The organism is Streptomyces sp. CB01201, from assembly GCF_002803085.1.
In the GTDB taxonomy this organism is placed as follows: Bacteria; Actinomycetota; Actinomycetes; order Streptomycetales; family Streptomycetaceae; genus Streptomyces; species Streptomyces hundungensis.
Genome location: NZ_NNBJ01000001.1, coordinates 557,758 through 575,773, shown reverse-complemented (window position 1 = coordinate 575,773; position 18,016 = coordinate 557,758). Strand labels below are relative to the sequence as shown.

Sequence of the window (18,016 nt, the reverse complement as noted above, 5' to 3'; positions counted from 1 at the left end):
TCAGGCACATGGAAACCGTTGACGGCACCACCGAGACAGTCATCGAGGAAAGCACCATCTACACCCGCGAGGAGTTCCGCACCATCGACGTGGGTGCCATCATGCGCGACGGCCACCCCGACATCACCGACGGCGACCTGCTCATCGTGGAGCGCGTCGCGGCCCGGCGCGCGGAACTCGGGCGGCCGCTCACCGTCATGGACGTGGGCTCGGGCTCGGGCGTGCTCGCCGGGATGATCGCCGACCGGCTGCCCGACTGCCGCGTCATCGCCAACGACGTGGCGCGCAACCCGCTGGAGCAGGCCCGTGACCGCCTCGCGGACAAGCCCGGCGCCGAGGTGTACGGCTCCCCGTTCGAGCAGTGGCAGGAGCCGCTCGACGTGATGATCTCGTGGGGCAGCCATCACCACCTGCCGCACAACCACCTCACGCACGCCCGCCAACTCCTGGGCGAGCACGGCCTGTTGATCCTCGGCGACGAGTTCTGTCCGGAGTACTGCACTCCCGAGGACGCCGTACGGTTGAAGTCCGCCGAGGTCATCGAGCTGGGCGGCGGCTATTTGCTGGCCAGCGACGAGGAGATAGCGGCGTACCGCAAGGACGGGTCGGTGCCCGAGTGGTCCCGCGAGCTGGAGACCCGCCGCCGCAAGACCCTGTGGAACTGGTACAAGTTCGTCATCGACTACGCCATCGAGCGCGACAACTGGATGGTCGCGATCGCGGAGATGCAGATCACCAAGGACGACGTGGTCACCTCCTTCGAGGAGGAGCACAAGCTCTCCCCGCTGATCGTCGAGCACGAGCTGGCCGTCAACGGCTTCCAGCAGCGGGCCAAGCACGTCATCGGAGACCGTGAGCCGGCACTCCAGAGCTTCTTCGTCTACGAGTTCACCGTCGCCGCGGCCGAAGGCCCCGTGGCCGGTCAGGGACGTCAGTGAACGCCGTGTCGCGGGCCGGCACCATCCCCTCCTCCTGCCTGCACGAGGTCTTCAACGCGGCGGAGCGAAGGGAGCGGGCCACCGGGCGCCCGGTCATCAAACTCCATGTCGGAGAGCCCTACTTCAAGCCGCCGCGGGAAGTCGCCGAGGCCGTGGCGGAGGCCGTGCGCACCGGCCGCACCGCGTACACCTCGGCCGAGGGGATGCCCGCGCTGCGCGAGGCGCTGGCCGTCAAGCTGGAGATGGAGAACGGCCACCGCACCTCGCCGGACCACATCTTCGTGACCCCCGGCTCCTGCCAGGGCCTGGCCGCTCTGATGCAGTCCCTGGCCGAGCCCGGCGACGAGCTGCTGCTGCCGGAGCTGCACTGGCCGATCCACCTCCAGCAGTGTCTGCTCGCCGGATTCCGCCCGGCCTTCTACCCGCTGGGCCCGGACTTCCGCCCGACCGCCGAAGGCATCCGGGCGGCCGTCACTCCGCGGACCCGCGCGATCCTCATCAACTCCCCCGCCAACCCGACCGGAGCGGTCCTCGACGCGGACGCGCTGGCCGCGATCCTGGCGGTGGCCCGGGAGCGCGACCTCCAGATCATCAGCGACGAGGCGTACGAGCACTTCGTCTACGACGGCGAGCACACCTCGTTCGCGTCCCTGGAGCGCGGCCTTCCGGAGCACGAGCGCCGGATCTCCTCGACGTTCTCCTTCTCCAAGAGCCTCGCCATGACCGGCTACCGGCTCGGCTATGTGGTGACCCCGCACCGCCGGGCCGCCGACGCCATGCGGGTGGTGCAGGAGGCGAGCCTGGTCAGCCCGTCGACGCCGGTGCAGTACGCAGGTCTGACCGCGCTCAAGTCGCGCGACAGCGCGGTGCGCAACGCGGCCCTGGTGCGGGCCAACCGGGACCGGGCCCTGCCGGCGCTGCGGGACGCGGGGCTGCTCGCGGAACTCCCGCAGGGCGGCTGGTACGCGGTGCTCGATGTCGCCGGGGTGTGCGACGACGCGGAGGTCTTCGTGCAGGGCCTGCTCGAACGGTACGACGTGGGCCTCGCGCCGGCCGCCGGGTTCGCGCTGCGGCCGGTGGTCTCCGATGCGGTCCGCACGCTCTCCGCCGAGCCCGCCCCCGGGGCGAGGACCCTGGTGCGCCTGGCCTTCTGCGGCGATCCCCAGGAGCTGGACACCGGAGTCGAGCGCCTGCTCACCTACACGGCGGAGCGACAGGCGAGCGGCGGGCACCCGTGAGCCCGCCCGAGTACGGGCGCTATCTGCGTCTGGAACAGCTGCTCGGCCTCCAGCACCCGCTCTACCCGGCGGACAAGGACCTGGCCGTCGAGACGGCCGAGCGCTTCTTCATCGTGGCCCACCAGACGAGCGAACTGTGGCTCGCGCAGGCCGCCGTGGACATCGACGCGGCGGTGGACGCGCTGGCGGAGGCGGACGGCTCACCGGACTGGGACGGCCCCGAGCGCGCCCTGGAGCACCTGGGCCGGGTGACCGGCATGGTCCGGATCCTGGACGAGACCGTACGGCTCCTGGAGCGCCTGCCCATCCAGCACTTCGCGGCGTTCCGCGGCTATCTCGGCACGGCGAGCGGCGCCCAGTCGCGTGGCTTCCGCGCCCTGGACGACCGGCTCGGCACCGCGTCCGACGGGGCGACCAGCCCGCTGTACAGCGCCTATCTCAAGGCTCTGGCCGCGAGGGCGACCGATGTCGAGGAGGTGTGCGAGCGGGGCGCGGCCGGCGCGGGGGTCGAGCACCGCCTGGCCGAGGCGATGCTCGACGTCGGCTACTCGTTCTGGCGCTGGAAGATCACCCACCTCTCCCTCGTGGACCGCACCGTCGGCACCCTGCGGGGCACGGCCGGCACCACGGGCCTCTCCTATCTGGCGGCCCGGATCCGCATGCCCTTCCCGGAACTCCGCGCGGTCAGGGAGGACCAGCACTCGGGCCAGAAGTGACCCCCGCCGCCCCAACACCCACGGGCGCAGACCGGATTCGTCCGGTCTGCGCCCGGACGTGTGTCCGCCACCGGGGGCCGGCGTGTCCAGTGGTACGGATGTGTGTGTAAGGACCGCACGCCAGACCTACTCACACCACCCAACCAAGGCCGATTCGGACATCCGTGGGCATATTCCAGCCGGGTATCTCCAACATCATTGCCCTGCACAGGCAGTTCACAGGATCGTCGTCGTGGGCGAAATGACCTCCCGGTTCGAACTCGACTGACCATCGAATGAACTGAATGAAGGAGAACTCGTGATCTCGAAGACCAGGAAAGCCGCGCGTTCCATTGCCGTCGCGTTCGCCGCGACCGCGGCGATCACCTTCGTCATGCCAACCGGCAATGCCTTCGCCATCGACCACGTCGAATGCCGCGGCGGGGAGAACTTCCTGAAGATCTGGTCGCACAGCGGCGGCAGCCAGAGCGTCGACTGCTACGCGAACAAGGGCCGGACGAACTTCGGCGGCTGGTGGGTCGACCGGATCTCCACCGGCAACAACGACCTGATCTACTACGACGCCAACGGTGACTCGGTGAAGATCAACCGCTGGACCGACATCACCTTCCCGAACCGTCCGCCGAAGGTCAACTCCATCGAAATCCTCTGACGAACTGACGGCCCACACCCTCGGACCGGAGCTCGAAGGCACAGCAACTCAGCTTGTCTGAGGTGCATGTGACGAACCATCACCACCCGTCACACCCTCCCCGCCATGCGCCGAAACCCCTGCCAGCCGCAGGGCCCCCAGCATGGCGGGGAGATCCCCGTGGCCGCACTCCGACCCGGACACCGCCGATTCCACCAACTCCGTTGTCAGCAAGCCTCGTTCGGCCGGGTCCCGGAGGAGTTCCGGATCCGTTTCCGCGCTCCCGCCGAGGTCGATGGCGCCCAGCACATCACCCCGGTCGACGAACCGGTTCATCCCGCAGTCCAGGCCGTCGTCGGCGAGGCCCTCGGGGTACGGGGCACGCGCCCAGGCACCGTTCTCGTACCAGTAGACGCAGCCGAGCTCATGGCCCTCGATCAGATCGCGGAGCTTTGCGTACGGGAGCCAGTCCGGGGCGCCGGCCAGCATGTCGACGGCAGGCCTGTACCATTTCACGTCGCTCGACTCGTCCTCCCCGTAGAGGACGAACCTGCCCCCGCCCGCCTGGGCCAGCGTCCACCACGTGCAGCCGCAGTCGTCGAGATGGAGCCCGCCGGCGTCGGCCCAGTGGCCCGTGCGGTGCACAGAGGGAGTGTTCTCCTCCTCTGTGGACGCCTCCAGGACGGCGAGCAGCCCCCAGCGCGCCCAGAGCAGCTCCGGCTCCGGCAGATCTCCGGGCAGGCCCGGCCGGTGGATCGTCATGGTTTCCCCCCGAGGGAAGGTGCTTGCAGGTCAGGGGCCGAGCCTAACGGTCCGGCAGGACGGCCTGGTCAAGGCAGCTGACGGTCCCGACCGCCGGCACCGCGGCCGTCACCCGTACGGCACAGTCCGGCGCGCCCCGGGCCGGACCGGGGCTTTGACTGGGGGCGTGGACACCGTGACGAAGCCCTCAGCCGCCGCGTACCGCAACCTGGTGATGGCGACGATCGGATTCACGCTGACGTTCTGGGCGTGGGACCTGATCGCTCCGCTGGCGGGTGACTACAAGGACCGGCTGCACCTCAGCTCGCTGCAACAGTCGCTGCTCGTCGCGGTTCCGGTGCTCGTCGGGTCGCTCGGGCGGATCCCGGTCGGTGCGCTGACCGACCGCTACGGCGCGAAGCTGATGTTCCCGCTGATGTCGGCGCTCACGATCGTGCCGGTCCTGCTGCTGATCCCGGCGCGCGACAGCTACGGCCTGATGCTGGTCGTCGGCTTCCTGCTGGGCCTGGGCGGCACCACCTTCGCGATCGGCATCCCGCTGGTCAACTCCTGGTTCCCGCCGCACAAGCGGGGCTTCGCGCTCGGCGTGTTCGGCATGGGCATGGGCGGTGTGGCGCTGTCCGGGTATCTGACGCCCCGCATCGCCAAGCACGGCTATCACGTGCCGTTCCTCGTCGTGGCGATCGCCCTCGCGGTCTACGCCGTTCTGGCGGCGCTGCTGATCACCGACCGGCCCGACCGCCCGGTCCCCACGGCGTCGCTCGCCACCCGGCTCGGCAGCGCGGGACGGCTGCGCGTGACGTGGGAACTGTCGGCGCTGTACGCGATCGGCTTCGGCGGCATCGTCGCGTTCGGCGTGTACCTGCCCACCTACCTGAAGACCTGGTACGCGTTGTCGCCTACGGACGCGGGCTCCAAGGCGGCGGGGTTCGCGCTGGCGACCGTCGTCTTCCGCCCGATCGGCGGCTGGCTCTCCGACCGCATCCACCCCGCCGTGGTGACCGCCGTCGCGCTCGGCCTGGTCGCCCTGCTCGCGATCGTGCAGGCCTTCGACCCCACCCTGTACCCGGGTGGCACCATCGCCCTGCTGTGCATGGGCGCGGGCCTCGGCACGGCGAGCGGCAGTGTCTTCGCCCTGGTCTCCCAGGTGACGCCGCAGCCCCAGGTGGGCAGCGTGACCGGCATCGTCGGCGCGATGGGCGGGCTCGGCGGTTTCGTGCCGCCGCTGGTGATGGGCGCGATCTACAGCGCGAAGAACTCGTACTCGATCGGCTTCATGCTCCTGTCCGACCTGGCCCTCGCCGGCTGTGTCTACGCCTTCACCCGCATGCGCACCACCCGGCCCGCCGCCGAACCCGTGCCCGGCGTCATGGCCGACGCCGAGGCCGGGCCACCGCGGGGGAACTGAGCGCGGCGGGACCGCCGTCCGGTTCCCGGCGGCCGCGAGGGGCACCGGGCCGCCGTCAGGCTGCGGGGTCGGCGAGTTCGTCGGGCAACGGCCTGCTGTGGACGATCTCCAGGCCCGACACCGCCCGTGTCAGGACCACATAGAGCCGGTGCAGTCCCCGGTCCTCCGACGCGGCGATTTCGGCCGGTTCGACGGCCACGACGTGGTCGTATTCGAGGCCCTTGGCCAAGGTGGCGGGCAGCACGGCGACGCGGGCCCCGGTGGCCGTGTCGATGCCCGCCGACGCGAGGGCCTCGCTCAGGGCGGCCACATCGCGATCGGCGGCGATCACGCCGACCGAGCCCTCGCGGCCGAGCGCGGCCCGTACCGCGTCGACCACCGCGGCGGCCAGCCCGGCCGGTCGAGCCACCGGCCGACGGCTCAACCGGCCGTCCCTGCGCAGGGATTGCCCCGGCAAGACGTCCACGTCCAGCGCGGGCAGCAGCCGGTTGGCGAGTTCCACGATCGCGGCCGGCACCCGGAACCCCGTGGTCAGCGGGACCACCACGGCATCCGGCTTGCCCAGATGGGCCAGCTGGGTGGGCCAGTCGCGCGCGGCCCACGCGGTGGTGCCCTGCGCCAGGTCGCCGAGTACCGTCAGCGAACCGAACACCGCGCGCCGGGCGATCGCACGGCACTGCATCGGGGACAGGTCCTGCGCCTCGTCGACGACGATGTGCCCATACCCTTCCGGGTGTTCGATGAGCCCGGACACCTCGTCGAGCAGGATCAGATCGGCCGCCGACCACTTCGCCGACTTCCACGAACGCGGCGGCCGCGCCCAGAGCAGTGCCTTCTGTTCGCCGGGGTCCAGGATGCCGTCGGCCGCCGCGGCCAACGCGGCGGCGTCGGTGAGCAGTTCGGCCAGCACCTCCTCCGGCCTCACCTTCGGCCACACCGTATCGACGTACTCCTTCACCGGACGGGCCCGGGTGATCTTCTGGAGCCAGACGTTGTTCATGGGCCCGGCCCGGCGTTCGGCCTGGAGCTGGATCGCCCGGACCGCCCGGCTGCGCACCCGTTCCCGCCCGATCGCGTACGGGGGCGCCTCCTCGCGCACCGCGTCGACGATCGCTTCGAGCTCGCTCCGCGCCACCCGCCAGGTGTACGAACCCTCGCGCAGGGCAACGGAGTTGGCGGGCCCGGCGATCCGTCCGCAGAGCGCGCGGCGCAGCACCTCGGCCATCCGCACATCGTGTTTGACGATCGCGGCCACCGGTTCGTCGACCGCCCCCACCTGGCGGCCGCGAAGCTCGCGCACGACCTCCTCGTCCACGGTCGACTGCCGGATATCGCTCTCGCCGAGCGCGGGGAGGACTTCGCAGACGTAGGTCAGGAAGGTGCGGTTGGGGCCGAGCACCAGGAGGCCGCGGCGCTGGATGCGCTGCGGGTAGGTGTACAGCAGATACGCGGCGCGGTGCAGCCCGACGGCGGTCTTGCCGGTGCCGGGGGCGCCCTGCACGCAGAGGGACTGGACGAGGTCGGAGCGTACGAGGTCGTCCTGCTCGGGCTGGATGGTCGCGGCGATGTCCCGCATGGGGCCGACCCGAGGGCGCTCGATCTCCCCGGTGAGGATCGCACTGGTCCCGCCCGCCTCCTCCCCGGCCGTGAGCCGCTCGTCCTCCAGGCCCGTCAGATCCTCGGCGGCCCCCCGGCTCCCCTGCGCCCAGCCGAACCTTCGACGGACCTCGACGCCCTGCGGGTCGCGGGCGCTCGCCTGGTAGAAGCGGCGCGATACGGGGGCCCGCCAGTCCACGACGAGCGGCGGCGCCGAGGGGTGCTCGCTGATGCGGCGGCGGCCGATGTGGTAGCTCTGGCCGGCGTGGTCGGCGTCGGCCCTCGCATCGAAGTCGAGCCGTCCGAAGAACAGTGGACCCGGCGGCATGTCCCTCAACTCCTTGGCCCAGCTGCGGAGTTGGTAGCCGAGCACCTCGGCGTCGGCGCCGGAGGCGAAGGCGTTCTCACCGAGGACGACCCGCTCGCCCGCACCCTCGGCCATCGCGGCGAGGGCCGTCCGGCAGGTGTCGTGGAAGGTCCGCTCCTGGCCGAGTACGCGGTCGAGCCGCCGGTCGAGTGACGTCATGCGGACCACCCTAACGCAACCGGGTTACATTTTTAACTCGGTAACGAATTGCAGTGTCGCCGGCGGCACGCCGCGGCCCGGCGCCGCAGCCGGCGACCCCGCATCACACCTGGCCGTACTCGCTCCCGAGCCCCCGCGCCAGCTGCTGGAACGCCCGGTCCGCCGCGTCCAGCGCCTCGGCGTGCAGGGCCCGGGCGCTCGCGCCCTGCTCGATCCGGCGCCAGTTCTCCTCGGCGAGGATGCGCTGGACGGCGACGATCTGGCCGGCCGCGACACGTGCCCCGAGCCCGTCGCCCAGCTCCGCGGCCAGGGTCTGCTCGGATCGGCCCTGGTATCCGTAGAGCCGGGCGACCAGGCTCGGGGTCCCGTACAACATGGCGTGATACGCCCGGACATGGGCGTTGTCGCAGAGCCCGGTCACCGGGTCCTGACGGTCCAGGCCCGCGCGGAAGTGGGTGTGCAGGGCGGGCAGCGGCGCACGGCCCGCGGACCGGCCCGCGGCTACGACGCGCGCCGCCTCGTCCTCGTGATCGGCGAACCGGTGCAGGACGAGGTCCTCCTTGGCCGGGAAGTAGCGGAAGAGGGTCGGCTTGGAGATCCCCGCGGCGGCCGCGACCTCCGCGACGGAGACCTTGTCGAAGCCGCGCTCCAGGAACAACCCGATCGCGGCCTCCGACACCGCCTCGTACGTCTGCCGCCGCTTCCGCTCCCGCAATCCCATCTCACTGCCCATGCCCCGAGCCTACGTGGGCGGTCGGTCACCGCCGGTGCAGTGTCTCCAGCGCCTCGACGAGCACCTTGGGGTTGTGGCGGCCCTTGTAGACGGGCGGCGGCTGCTTGTCCAGGTGCAGCAGGCCCGCCACGGCGGTCCAGGCGGTGCGCACCGAGTACTCGACGGTGAACACCACGTCCTCGGGGACCTCGGCGTACTGGCCGATGAACGCCAGGTTGGTGGACCCCTCGGGTACGACATCGGGGCGGTCGCCGTGGCTGCGGACGAGGAACTGACTGGTGATGTAGGGCATCAGGGCCGGGATGACGATCGAGTTCGCCAGAATCTGCGGGCCCTGCTCGAAGCGGAGGTGCCGGAGCACCTCGTCCAGGATCTCCGCGCCGGTGCACCGGGCCATCGGCTTCTTGACGAAGTCGCCCTCCTTGTCGGGGAAGAGGGCATAGCCCCACCAGACGAAGGTGTCCTCGGGCTGCTCGCGGAAGTGCGGCTGGTGGTTGAGGACGATGGTCAGGAGCCAGTTGGAGTCCTTGAAGGTGATCAGGCCGCCCTTGCCCGCCTCACTGCCGCTGAACTCCTCCATCAGCTTGAAGAAGGTGGGGTCCTTGGTGGTGACCGTGAACGACTCCCAGGTGGAGTCCGGGACGGAGGTGTCGAACACGGCCGGGTCGCCGAGGCCGGGCCGTTTCGCGGCGAGGGTCTCCCACAGCTTCCAGGACCCGCCGTCGCCGGAGGTGTCGAGGGCGGGGACGGTGTCGGTGGAGCCGAGGGTGGAGCCGGCCGTCATCGACCCGTTGGTGACCATGACGAGGTCGCCCGGGGCGAGCGCGATCTCCTCGCTCCTGCCGCCCCTGGTCCAGGTCAGCCCGGTCGCCGTGAGCGCGTCGCCCCCGGCGAGCCGCACATCGGTGACGCGGGTGCCGAGCTGGAGGGTCACACCCTGGTCGGTGAGCCACTTCAGCAGGGGCCGGACGATCGAGTCGAACTGGTTGAACCGGGTCCGGTAGATGCCGGACATGCTGTCGAACGTCTTGAAGAGGTGCACGAAGCGGTTCAGATAGCGGCGGAACTCGATGGCGCTGTGCCACGGTTCGAAGGCGAACGTGGTGCACCACATCCACCAGAAGTCGGTGGTGAAGAACTCGGGGCTGAAACAGTCCGTGATGCGCTTGCCGTCCAGCTGACGCTCGGGGGTGGCCACACACCTGACCAGCTCCAGGCGATCACGCTCGGAGAACCCCATCGAGTGGGCCGCGACCACCTTGCCCGTCGCGTCGACGAGACGGGCGTGGTCGTCCCACGCGAAGTCGTCGTGGAAGGCGAAGGTGTCCTCGGTGACGGACTTGGCGGGGTCGTCGAGCGAGGGGATCGAGCTCAGCAGGTCGTAGGTGCAGTCGAAGTGCACCTCGAACATGCGGCCCCCGCGCATGGTGTACCCGGTCTCGGGCGAACCGGCCGCGTCGAGGCTTCCGCCCTCCCGGTCCTGCTCCTCCAGGAGGACGATGTCGGGTCCGGCGAAGCCTCCGTCCCGGATCAGGAACGCCGCCGCCGCGAGCCCCGCGATTCCACTGCCCACCAGGTACGCCTTCGCCACGATCCGCACTCCTCCGTCAGGGCCTCGCCCCCCGGGACCGGGCTCTCGACGATAGGGGATATGGGCGTAATGCGCCGGATGTGTGCGGGCGATCGCGCGCTGGGCCGGCCAGGCCGGGGCGCCCGCGCTGCCGCACTCCCGCACCCTCCCGAACCGCGCCCACGCGCCCGTGCCAAAATCCTCGGCACGATCATCCGCCGGGCCGTGCGCCCGGCGCACATCACGGTCCGCCCGGACTCGCCCGCGCGCTGGAGAACCATGTCGACCCCGACCCCGACCCCGACCTCGACCCCCGACCCACTCGACCGAGCCCGGCTGTGCGCCGAGTTGCGCCGCATGGGAGTGCGGGAGGGCTCGGCACTGATCGTCCACGCCTCACTGTCCGCGTTCGGCCCGGTCCTGGGCGGGGCCGACACGGTCGTCGGTGCATTGCTCGACTGCCTCTCCCCCGCCGGCACCCTGGTCGTGCCCACCTTCACCCCCGAGGTCAGCGACCCCCATCCGCGAGCCGCCGAGCCCACCTCGGACAAGGTGGCCGCGGCACGCGACGGGATACCCCTCTTCCACGACGCCCTGCCCACCTCCATGGGCGCCGTCCCCACGGCCGTCCTGGCCCACCCCGACCGGCTCCGCAGCAGCCACCCCCAGGCGTCCGTGGCCGCCGTCGGCCCCGCCGCCCGGAGCGTCACCGGCCGGCAGCCGCTGGCCTACGCACTCGGTACCGGGTCACCCTTCGAGGCCCTGCACGACCTGGACGCCGACATCCTCCTGCTCGGCGTCGGCCACAACCGCAACTCCTTCCTCCACCACGCCGAGTCCCGCGTCCCGCACCACCGCCGCAAGCTGCGCCGCTTCCCCCATCTGACCGACGGGCAGCGGGTGTGGGTGGAGGCCCGCGACGTGGGTGACGACAACGGCACCCACTTCCCGCGCGTGGGCCAGGAGTTCGCCGCCACCGGCCAGGTCCGTACCCACACCATCGGCCGGGCCGAGTGCCGGCTCATGAACAGCCGCGCCCTGACCCGCTTCGCGACTCGGCTCCTGGGCGAACTCCTCGCCCCCTGACGCCGGGCGGGGCCGCCGCGCTCCCTCAGATGCGCCAGGCCCGGATGCGATCGGCGGCCTGGTAGACGTTCACCTTCCCCGCCTGTATGTCGCGTACGAGGTCGACCATCGCCCCGTACGGCGGGTCGATTCCCTCGCCCGAGGCGTACATGTAGGCGGCCGTCACCTGGCAGGCGTACAGGCTGTTGCGGTGCGGCAGCGGCTGTAGGCGGACCAGGGTGTGCAGCAGGGCTGCCGCGCGCCAGGACGGTTCCGGGTCGGCGGTCGCGGGGCGGGGGATGCGGGTCTTGTGCCGGGCCACGGCCGCGACCAGGGCGGAGTAGTCGGCGACGCTCACGTCTTCGGGGACAGCCTGCTCCTGGACGTCCAGGAGCCACGGGACGTCGATGTAGAGGACCATCAGGCGGCGTCCGCCCCCTCGCTGCGGGAGTGGGGCGGCGCCTCGTCCGGGAAGGCCTCGTCGAACTCGGCCCGCTGTGCTTCGCCCCAGGACAGCGCGTACCGGACGAACTGCAAGCGCTGCTGCTCACGCAGCGGCAGATCGTGGACGTACTGCTTCAAGGACTTTCCGTCGGCGGCCGCGGCTGCCCTGACCGCTTCGAGTTCCTCGTCGGTGAAGGTGATGTTCAAGGACGGCATAGCGCCATGGTACCTAGTTGGTACCTGCTCGGCCAGCGGCCGGCGGGGAACGTAACGCGAGTGTGGAGCGAGCACGAACAAACCGGTTGATTCCGGACGTTTTACTGCGGCGGTGTTTCGACCCCGTGGCAGCACCGCTCACAGTCTGGCGCCGACTGCCAGGTACGGACCAGAGTGATCACACCGCACCCCGGTACCTCACGTTCCGTTCCCCAGAAGGCTTCACGGCACATGCTCACCTCCCTCGGATCCAGCGCCCGCACGGCGCACTTCTCGCATCGGGTGAGGAGGTGGCGGGCGTGCTGCGCCATGTGACCCGCAAGGCGGCCGGCTGGCTCCTGATGATCGCGGTCGCGACCAACGCGACCTATTTCCTTGCCAGTTGGTTCCTCGACCCCAGGTCGAACTACCAGGGCCAAAGGCCCGTACGCAGCGAGGCGCAGATCGACCTGGCGCTCGCGCCGTACAACCTCGACCCACGAGTGCCGGTGGTACACCGCTGGTGGGACTGGGTCACCTCCGTGGTCCTCCGGTTCGACTGGGGCAAGTCCCCCACCGGCGTCTCCGTCAACGGGGAGATCGGCTACCGGTCGCTGGTCAGCGCGGAGCTGGTCGTCATCGCGACGGTCCTGTCCGTCGTGGTCGGGGTCGCGCTCGGCGTGTACACCGCCTCACGGCAGTACGGCTGGGCCGACCGCGTCTCGCAGGCCGTGTCCATCGTGGTGTTCAACATCCCGGCCTCCGTCATCGCGCTCGCCGTCGTCTTCGTCGCCATCTGGCTCAACCAGCACGCCGGACTGCACTTCCTGTACGTGGCCGGGGAGAACTCCCCCAACGTACAAGGCCTGTTGCCGACGATCGGCGACCGGCTGCTGCACCTGATCCTGCCGACGCTCACGCTGACCCTGATGGGATACGTCGGCTATCACCTGACGCAGCGCTCGCTGCTGCTCGACACCCTCAACGCCGACTTCGTGCGCACCGCGCAGGCGACCGGGCTCACCCGGGCCCAGGCGATCCGCCGGCACGCCCTGCGCACGGCGCTCATCCCGACGGCGACGTCCGTGGCGTTCAGCGTGCCCGCCATCTTCACCGGCGCCATCATCACCGAGACCATCTTCGGCTGGAACGGCATGGGCCGCTATTTCGTGCAGACCATCAGCAAGAACGACGTGCACGGCACGGTCGCGACGGCCGCCTTCGCCGCGGCCCTGACCGCGATCGGCGCGATCCTCGCGGACATCGCCACGGTGTTCCTCGACCCCCGGGTCCGGGTGAGCTGACATGACATCGGATCAGACCACCGACGCCCCCGCCCCCTCTCCCCTCGGCCACGTGCCCCCTGCGGCGCTGCTCCCCGTGCCGCGCGACAAGCGGCACATCGGCCTCGGCCGGCTCTACCTGCGGCGCTTCCTGCGCAACCGCCTCGCGATCGCGGGCGTGGTGATCCTCCTGCTGCTCCTGCTGTTCAGCTCGTTCGGCGGGCTGTTCACCTCCTACAGCTACTCCGACGCCGACTTCGCCGCGCTCACCCAACCGCCCGGCGCCGAGCACTGGTTCGGCACCAACCAGGGCGGCAACGACATCTACGCCTCGGCCGTGCACGGGCTCCAGCGCTCGCTGGCGATCGCGGTGAGCGTCTCCGTCCTGACCCTGGTCCTGGCGGCGGTCATCGGCTCCGGCGCGGCCTACTTCGGCGGCCGGGTCGAGAAGGCGACCCTCGCGGTCATCCACTTCCTGCTCATCGTTCCCTCCTTCCTCATCCTCGCCCTGGTCTCGCACCGGCTGGCCGGTGACTGGCGGGTCCTCATCGTCGTGCTCACCGTGTTCGGCTGGATGTCCACGGCCCGGGTGATCTGGTCGGTGTCGACGTCGCTGCGCGAACGCGACTACGTGACGGCCGCCGAGTTCATGGGGGTGCGCCCCCTGCGCATCATCGTGCGTCACATCATTCCCAACCTCGGCTCGCTCCTGATCGTGAACCTGACGCTGGGCGTGGTCGCCACCGTGCTCAGCGAAACCGCCCTGTCGTTCCTCGGGTTCGGCGTCCAGACCCCGGACGTCTCGCTCGGCACCATGCTCGCCGCCGGCGCGGGCACGGTGACCAGCGCGCCCTGGCTGTTCGCCTTCCCCGCGGGTCTGGTCGTGCTGCTCACCGTGTCGATGACGTTCATCGGCGACGGGCTGCGCGACGCCCTCGACCCCACGTCCGTGACCGGCGCGGCAGGAGGCCGACGATGACCCTCACGACCACCCGCACCGACCCCGCGCCCCCCACCGGCACCGACCCCGTCCTGTCCGTACGGGACCTGCGGATCTCCTTCCCCTCCGAGGCGGGCCCCGTGGAAGCGGTGCGCGGAGTCGGCTTCGACCTCCTGCCCGGCCGGACCCTCGGCATCGTCGGCGAGTCCGGCTCGGGCAAGTCGGCCACCGCCCTGGGCATCATGGGCCTGCTGCCGCCCTCCGCCACCATGAGCGGCGAGGTGCTGCTCGGCGGGCGGGACCTGGTCGGCCTCGGCGACAGGGAACTGTCCGGCGTACGCGGCAAATCGATCGGCATGGTCTTCCAGGATCCGCTGTCCTCGCTCACCCCGATCCACTCCGTGGGCCGGCTGCTCCGCGACGCCCTGCGGGTCCACCAGAACCTCACCAAGCAGGCGGCCTGGGAGCAGGCGGTCGAACTGCTCGACCTCGTCGGCATACCCGATCCGCGCGAGCGGGCCAGGTCCTTCCCGCACGAGTTCTCCGGCGGCATGCGCCAGCGGGTCGTCATCGCCATGGCGATCGCCAACAGGCCGTCCGTGCTCGTGGCCGACGAGCCCACCACCGCCCTCGACGTCACCGTGCAGGCCCAGATCCTCGACGTGCTGCGCCTCGCGCAGCGGGAGACGGGCGCGGGCCTGGTCCTCATCACCCATGACCTGGGTGTCGTCGCCGGATACGCCGATGACATCGCCGTCATGTACGCGGGCCGCTTCGTGGAGCGCGCCGGAGTCGACGAGTTGTTCCGCCGCCCGACGATGCCCTACACCGCACGGCTGCTAGCCGCCGTGCCGACCGTGGACAGCGGGGTGCGCCGGCCGCTCGCCGCGATCGGCGGGGAGCCGCCCACCCCCGCGGACCTCCCGCCCGGATGCCCCTTCGCGAGCCGGTGCGCCGTCGCCCTGGACGCCTGCCGCGCCGAGGAACCCGCCCTGCGCGAGGTCACCGGGCACGGGCATGTGGCCTGTCTGCGCGCGGAGGAGGTGGCCGACGGCACGCTCGACCCGGCCGGGCCGGCCGACCGCGCCGACGAACACCCGGGCCCGGTACGGGCCGGGGCCGGCGACGTGGTGCTGCGCGTCGAGGACCTCGTCAGGACGTTCCCCCTCACCAAGGGCGCGCTCCTCAAGCGCCGGGTCGGCACGCTGCACGCCGTGAACGGCGTGAGCTTCGAGCTGCGGGCCGGCGAGACCCTGGGCCTGGTGGGCGAGTCGGGCAGCGGCAAGACCACGACGCTGCTGGAGGTCCTCCGGCTCAGACGGCCCGAGAGCGGCCGGATCGAGATCGCCGGCACCGAGGTGGGCACGGTCCAATCCGCCGCAGACGTAAGGGAGTTGCGGCAGAACGTCCAGATCGTGATGCAGGATCCGCTCGGCGCCCTCGATCCGCGTCTGCCCGTCCACCAACTGCTCGCCGAACCCCTGCAAGCCATCGGACGAGGCCGGGACGCGATCCGTACGCGCATCCACGAGCTGCTGACGCTGGTCGGCCTCGACGCCTCGGTGGGCGACCGCTTCCCGGCCGCCCTCTCCGGCGGACAGCGCCAACGCATCGGCATCGCGCGGGCGTTGGCGACCGAGCCCAAGCTCCTCGCGCTCGACGAGCCCCTCTCGGCCCTGGACGTCTCGGTGCAGGCCGGGGTGATCAACCTGCTGGCCCGGCTCAAGCGCGAACTCGGGCTCGCCTATCTGGTGGTGGCCCACGACCTGGCCGTCGTCCGGTACATCTCGGACCGCATCGCGGTGATGTATCTGGGCCACATCGTCGAGACCGGCGACACCGAGACGCTCTTCTCCGACCCCCGGCACCCCTACACCCGGGCCCTGCTCTCCGCGATCCCGGTGCCCGACCCGCAGCGGGAGCGCACGCGTGAACGCGTCGTGCTGCGCGGGGAGTTGCCGAGCGCGGCCAGGCTGCCCGCGGGCTGTGCCTTCGTCGACCGCTGCCCGCTGTACCGGCTGGCCGGCGACGACGTACGGCAGCGCTGTCGCACGGAACGTCCCGCACCGCGCGTCGTGGCGGGACAGCCCGGCCATGTGTACGCCTGTCACGCGGCCTGAGTCAGACCCGCCCTCCCCCGCTGAAGCGCGCCCGTCGCGCCCCCGAACCGAACCGTCGTCCCGACCCGGAGGAACCACCCCGCCATGCGCCCAGGACTGGCCCTGCCCATCGCCCTCATCGCCGCCGTATCCGTCGCTGCCACCGCGTGCCAGTCCTCCTCCGGGAAGAGCGCGTCGGACGCGTCCGCGAAGGACGCCCCCAAGGCGGCGTCGTCGGTCACCGACTACAACCCGCAGCCGTACGACAACATCAAGGACGGCGGCACCTACACGACCGCCGGCACCTTCGACGACCAGGGCAACCCGTTCAACGTGAACGCGACGCTCACCGCGACGCGGGTGTGGTCCTGGTACAACGCCGATGCCATCACCTACTCGCCGACGGGTGAGGTGCAGTACAACCCGGACTACTACAGCGATGTAAAGGTGACCGTCGAGGGCGGCCACCAGAAGGTCGTCCTGACCATCAACCCGAAGGCCGTCTTCAACGACGGCACCCCGATCGACTGGACCGCGATCGCGGCCACCTGGAAGGCCAACAACGGCTCCAACAAGGCGTTTTCGGCGTCCTCCACGTCCGGCTACGACGGGATCACCTCGGTCGAACAGGGCAAGGACGCCAAGCAGGCCGTCATCACCTTCAAGGGCGTCGACGCCTCCTGGTCCAGCCTGTTCCCCACCTTCCTGCACCCCAAGGCCGCCACGGTCGAGAACTTCAACCAGGCGTACGTGAAGAAGGCCCACCCCGAGTGGGGCGCGGGCCCGTACACGGTCGGCTCGTGGGACGAGCACTCGGGCAACATCACCTTCGTGCGCAACCCGAAGTGGTGGGGCAAGAAGGGCAAGCTCGACAAGCGCGTGTACGTCAACCTGGAGTCGGCGGCCGCGGTCAACGCGTTCAAGAACGGCCAGCTCGACTACACCTCCGCCGTGGACGCAGAGAGCCTCAAGCAGATCAAGGGCCTGAGCGGCACGGAGATCCGCAGCGGCGGCAGCCCCTTCGAGTACTCGCTGAACTTCAACACCAAGTCCCCGATCCTGTCCGAGAAGGCGGTCCGCCAGGCCATCCAGGAGAGCGTCGACCGCCCCCAGATCGCGAAGATCCAGTTCCAGGGCCTGGACTACAAGGAGCCGCTGCCGGGTTCCGCCGTGCTGCACAGCTTCCAGAAGGGGTACCAGGACAACGTCTCGGCCGTCCTGAAGTACGCGCCGGACGACGCCCAGAAGGTTCTGGACGCGGCGGGCTGGAAGCCGGGGAGCGACGGCGTGCGCGTGAAGGACGGCAAGAGGCTGGAGGTCGGCTACACGCTGCTCGGCGACGACGCGCTGGGCAAGGCGACGGCCGGCGCGCTGACCGAGATGCTGAAGCAGATCGGCGTCCGCCTGGTGATCAAGAAGGCCGACGACGCGGACTTCTCCAAGATCCTCAGCGAGCGCGACTTCGATCTGTTCCTCTCGGGCAACCGCTCCATGGACCCGTTCGCCGCCCGCTACCTGTGCGACTTCTACTGCTCGGACCACGACTCCAACATCACCGGCTCGGGTACGCCGGAGCTGAACAAGGAGATCACCGCCACCACCGAGATAGCCGACCTGGGTGCGCAGAACGCGGCGGTCAACAAGGTCGAGCAGAAGGCGCTCCAGGAGTACGCCTTCCTGCCGCTGTTCAGCGGCCCGTCGACGTACGGCGTGAAGAAGGGCCTGGCCAACGTGGGCGCCACCATCTTCTACAGCCCCCTCCCGGAAACGATCGGCTGGCAGAAGTAGCTTTCCGCCGCGCCCCTCGACCCCGCCCCCGGCTCCGACCCGACCTACCTCCGGTCGGGGCCGGGGGCGGCTGTGCCCGGTCTC

16 protein-coding genes are annotated in these 18,016 nt (G+C 70.6%); 10 read left to right on the top strand and 6 right to left on the bottom strand.

Annotation, left to right across the window (positions count from 1 at the left end; all coding sequences use genetic code 11):
• Positions 1 to 8: 8 nt before the first annotated feature.
• The 4 genes from CG740_RS02650 (at position 9) to CG740_RS02635 (ending at position 3,544) form a co-directional block, all read left to right on the top strand.
• On the top strand, positions 9 to 938 hold the full coding sequence (locus CG740_RS02650) for a class I SAM-dependent methyltransferase (RefSeq protein WP_100573212.1): 930 nt from the start codon (positions 9 to 11) through the stop codon (positions 936 to 938).
• Positions 935 to 2,176: a pyridoxal phosphate-dependent aminotransferase gene (locus CG740_RS02645; RefSeq protein WP_100573211.1), complete on the top strand. Its 1,242-nt coding sequence runs from the start codon at positions 935 to 937 to the stop codon at positions 2,174 to 2,176. Before CG740_RS02650 ends, CG740_RS02645 begins: the two co-directional genes overlap by 4 nt.
• Complete coding sequence (locus CG740_RS02640) at positions 2,173 to 2,892, top strand: tryptophan 2,3-dioxygenase family protein (RefSeq protein ID WP_159030196.1); 720 nt, start codon at positions 2,173 to 2,175, stop codon at positions 2,890 to 2,892. Before CG740_RS02645 ends, CG740_RS02640 begins: the two co-directional genes overlap by 4 nt.
• Positions 2,893 to 3,190: 298 nt before the next feature.
• A complete protein-coding gene (locus tag CG740_RS02635) occupies positions 3,191 to 3,544 on the top strand; it encodes a beta/gamma crystallin domain-containing protein (protein WP_100573209.1) in 354 nt (117 codons plus the stop codon).
• Positions 3,545 to 3,592: 48 nt separating this feature from the next.
• Here CG740_RS02635 and CG740_RS40675 read toward each other — a convergent pair whose 3' ends face one another.
• Positions 3,593 to 4,285 carry a hypothetical protein gene (locus CG740_RS40675; protein WP_234376007.1) on the bottom strand — a complete coding sequence of 231 codons (693 nt, stop codon included), beginning with the start codon at positions 4,283 to 4,285 and terminating at the stop codon, positions 3,593 to 3,595.
• A gap of 214 nt (positions 4,286 to 4,499) precedes the next feature.
• Between CG740_RS40675 and CG740_RS02625 the strand changes: the two genes are divergently transcribed.
• Positions 4,500 to 5,693, top strand: a complete 1,194-nt coding sequence (locus tag CG740_RS02625; RefSeq protein ID WP_100573635.1) for an MFS transporter — start codon at positions 4,500 to 4,502, stop codon at positions 5,691 to 5,693.
• A gap of 55 nt (positions 5,694 to 5,748) precedes the next feature.
• On the opposite strand, the gene CG740_RS02620 is transcribed toward CG740_RS02625, so the two are convergent.
• The 3 genes from CG740_RS02620 to CG740_RS02610 all read right to left on the bottom strand — a co-directional run bounded on the left by CG740_RS02620 (position 5,749) and on the right by CG740_RS02610 (position 10,139).
• Complete coding sequence (locus CG740_RS02620; protein WP_100573208.1) at positions 5,749 to 7,815, bottom strand: HelD family protein; 2,067 nt, start codon at positions 7,813 to 7,815, stop codon at positions 5,749 to 5,751.
• 103 nt (positions 7,816 to 7,918) lie between these two features.
• The gene (locus CG740_RS02615) at positions 7,919 to 8,548 is read right to left on the bottom strand and encodes a TetR/AcrR family transcriptional regulator (protein WP_100573207.1); all 630 of its coding nucleotides are present in this window, start codon (positions 8,546 to 8,548) and stop codon (positions 7,919 to 7,921) included.
• Between the two features lie 25 nt (positions 8,549 to 8,573).
• Positions 8,574 to 10,139, bottom strand: a complete 1,566-nt coding sequence (locus CG740_RS02610; RefSeq protein ID WP_100573634.1) for an oleate hydratase — start codon at positions 10,137 to 10,139, stop codon at positions 8,574 to 8,576.
• A gap of 258 nt (positions 10,140 to 10,397) precedes the next feature.
• Between CG740_RS02610 and CG740_RS02605 the strand changes: the two genes are divergently transcribed.
• Positions 10,398 to 11,204 carry an aminoglycoside N(3)-acetyltransferase gene (locus tag CG740_RS02605; RefSeq protein WP_234376006.1) on the top strand — a complete coding sequence of 269 codons (807 nt, stop codon included), beginning with the start codon at positions 10,398 to 10,400 and terminating at the stop codon, positions 11,202 to 11,204.
• Between the two features lie 25 nt (positions 11,205 to 11,229).
• On the opposite strand, the gene CG740_RS02600 is transcribed toward CG740_RS02605, so the two are convergent.
• Together CG740_RS02600 and CG740_RS02595 are read right to left on the bottom strand one after the other, a co-directional pair.
• The gene (locus CG740_RS02600) at positions 11,230 to 11,604 is read right to left on the bottom strand and encodes a hypothetical protein (RefSeq protein WP_053730628.1); all 375 of its coding nucleotides are present in this window, start codon (positions 11,602 to 11,604) and stop codon (positions 11,230 to 11,232) included.
• The gene (locus CG740_RS02595; protein ID WP_100573205.1) at positions 11,604 to 11,843 is read right to left on the bottom strand and encodes a hypothetical protein; all 240 of its coding nucleotides are present in this window, start codon (positions 11,841 to 11,843) and stop codon (positions 11,604 to 11,606) included. Before CG740_RS02595 ends, CG740_RS02600 begins: the two co-directional genes overlap by 1 nt.
• A gap of 299 nt (positions 11,844 to 12,142) precedes the next feature.
• Between CG740_RS02595 and CG740_RS02590 the strand changes: the two genes are divergently transcribed.
• The 4 genes from CG740_RS02590 to CG740_RS02575 all read left to right on the top strand — a co-directional run bounded on the left by CG740_RS02590 (position 12,143) and on the right by CG740_RS02575 (position 17,932).
• The gene (locus CG740_RS02590) at positions 12,143 to 13,126 is read left to right on the top strand and encodes an ABC transporter permease (protein ID WP_100573204.1); all 984 of its coding nucleotides are present in this window, start codon (positions 12,143 to 12,145) and stop codon (positions 13,124 to 13,126) included.
• Between the two features lies 1 nt (position 13,127).
• A complete protein-coding gene (locus CG740_RS02585) occupies positions 13,128 to 14,084 on the top strand; it encodes an ABC transporter permease (protein WP_100573203.1) in 957 nt (318 codons plus the stop codon).
• Positions 14,081 to 16,165, top strand: coding sequence for a dipeptide ABC transporter ATP-binding protein (locus CG740_RS02580; RefSeq protein ID WP_100573202.1), 2,085 nt, complete (start codon positions 14,081 to 14,083; stop codon positions 16,163 to 16,165). The genes CG740_RS02585 and CG740_RS02580 overlap by 4 nt, the downstream gene beginning before the upstream one ends.
• An 84-nt stretch (positions 16,166 to 16,249) precedes the next feature.
• Positions 16,250 to 17,932 carry an ABC transporter family substrate-binding protein gene (locus CG740_RS02575; RefSeq protein WP_199846298.1) on the top strand — a complete coding sequence of 561 codons (1,683 nt, stop codon included), beginning with the start codon at positions 16,250 to 16,252 and terminating at the stop codon, positions 17,930 to 17,932.
• Positions 17,933 to 18,016: the final 84 nt, after the last annotated feature.

Bases quoted from the DNA above. Each gene is read 5' to 3' on its own strand.
- CG740_RS02650 (WP_100573212.1), top strand. From the start codon at position 9: ATGGAAACCGTTGACGGCACCACCGAGACAGTCATCGAGGAAAGCACC.
- CG740_RS40675 (WP_234376007.1), bottom strand. From the start codon at position 4,285: ATGACGATCCACCGGCCGGGCCTGCCCGGAGATCTGCCGGAGCCGGAG.
- CG740_RS02625 (WP_100573635.1), top strand. From the start codon at position 4,500: ATGGCGACGATCGGATTCACGCTGACGTTCTGGGCGTGGGACCTGATC.
- CG740_RS02620 (WP_100573208.1), bottom strand. From the start codon at position 7,815: ATGACGTCACTCGACCGGCGGCTCGACCGCGTACTCGGCCAGGAGCGG.
- CG740_RS02615 (WP_100573207.1), bottom strand. From the start codon at position 8,548: ATGGGCAGTGAGATGGGATTGCGGGAGCGGAAGCGGCGGCAGACGTAC.
- CG740_RS02605 (WP_234376006.1), top strand. From the start codon at position 10,398: ATGTCGACCCCGACCCCGACCCCGACCTCGACCCCCGACCCACTCGAC.
- CG740_RS02600 (WP_053730628.1), bottom strand. From the start codon at position 11,604: ATGGTCCTCTACATCGACGTCCCGTGGCTCCTGGACGTCCAGGAGCAG.
- CG740_RS02595 (WP_100573205.1), bottom strand. From the start codon at position 11,843: ATGCCGTCCTTGAACATCACCTTCACCGACGAGGAACTCGAAGCGGTC.
- CG740_RS02585 (WP_100573203.1), top strand. From the start codon at position 13,128: ATGACATCGGATCAGACCACCGACGCCCCCGCCCCCTCTCCCCTCGGC.
- CG740_RS02580 (WP_100573202.1), top strand. From the start codon at position 14,081: ATGACCCTCACGACCACCCGCACCGACCCCGCGCCCCCCACCGGCACC.
- CG740_RS02575 (WP_199846298.1), top strand. From the start codon at position 16,250: ATGCGCCCAGGACTGGCCCTGCCCATCGCCCTCATCGCCGCCGTATCC.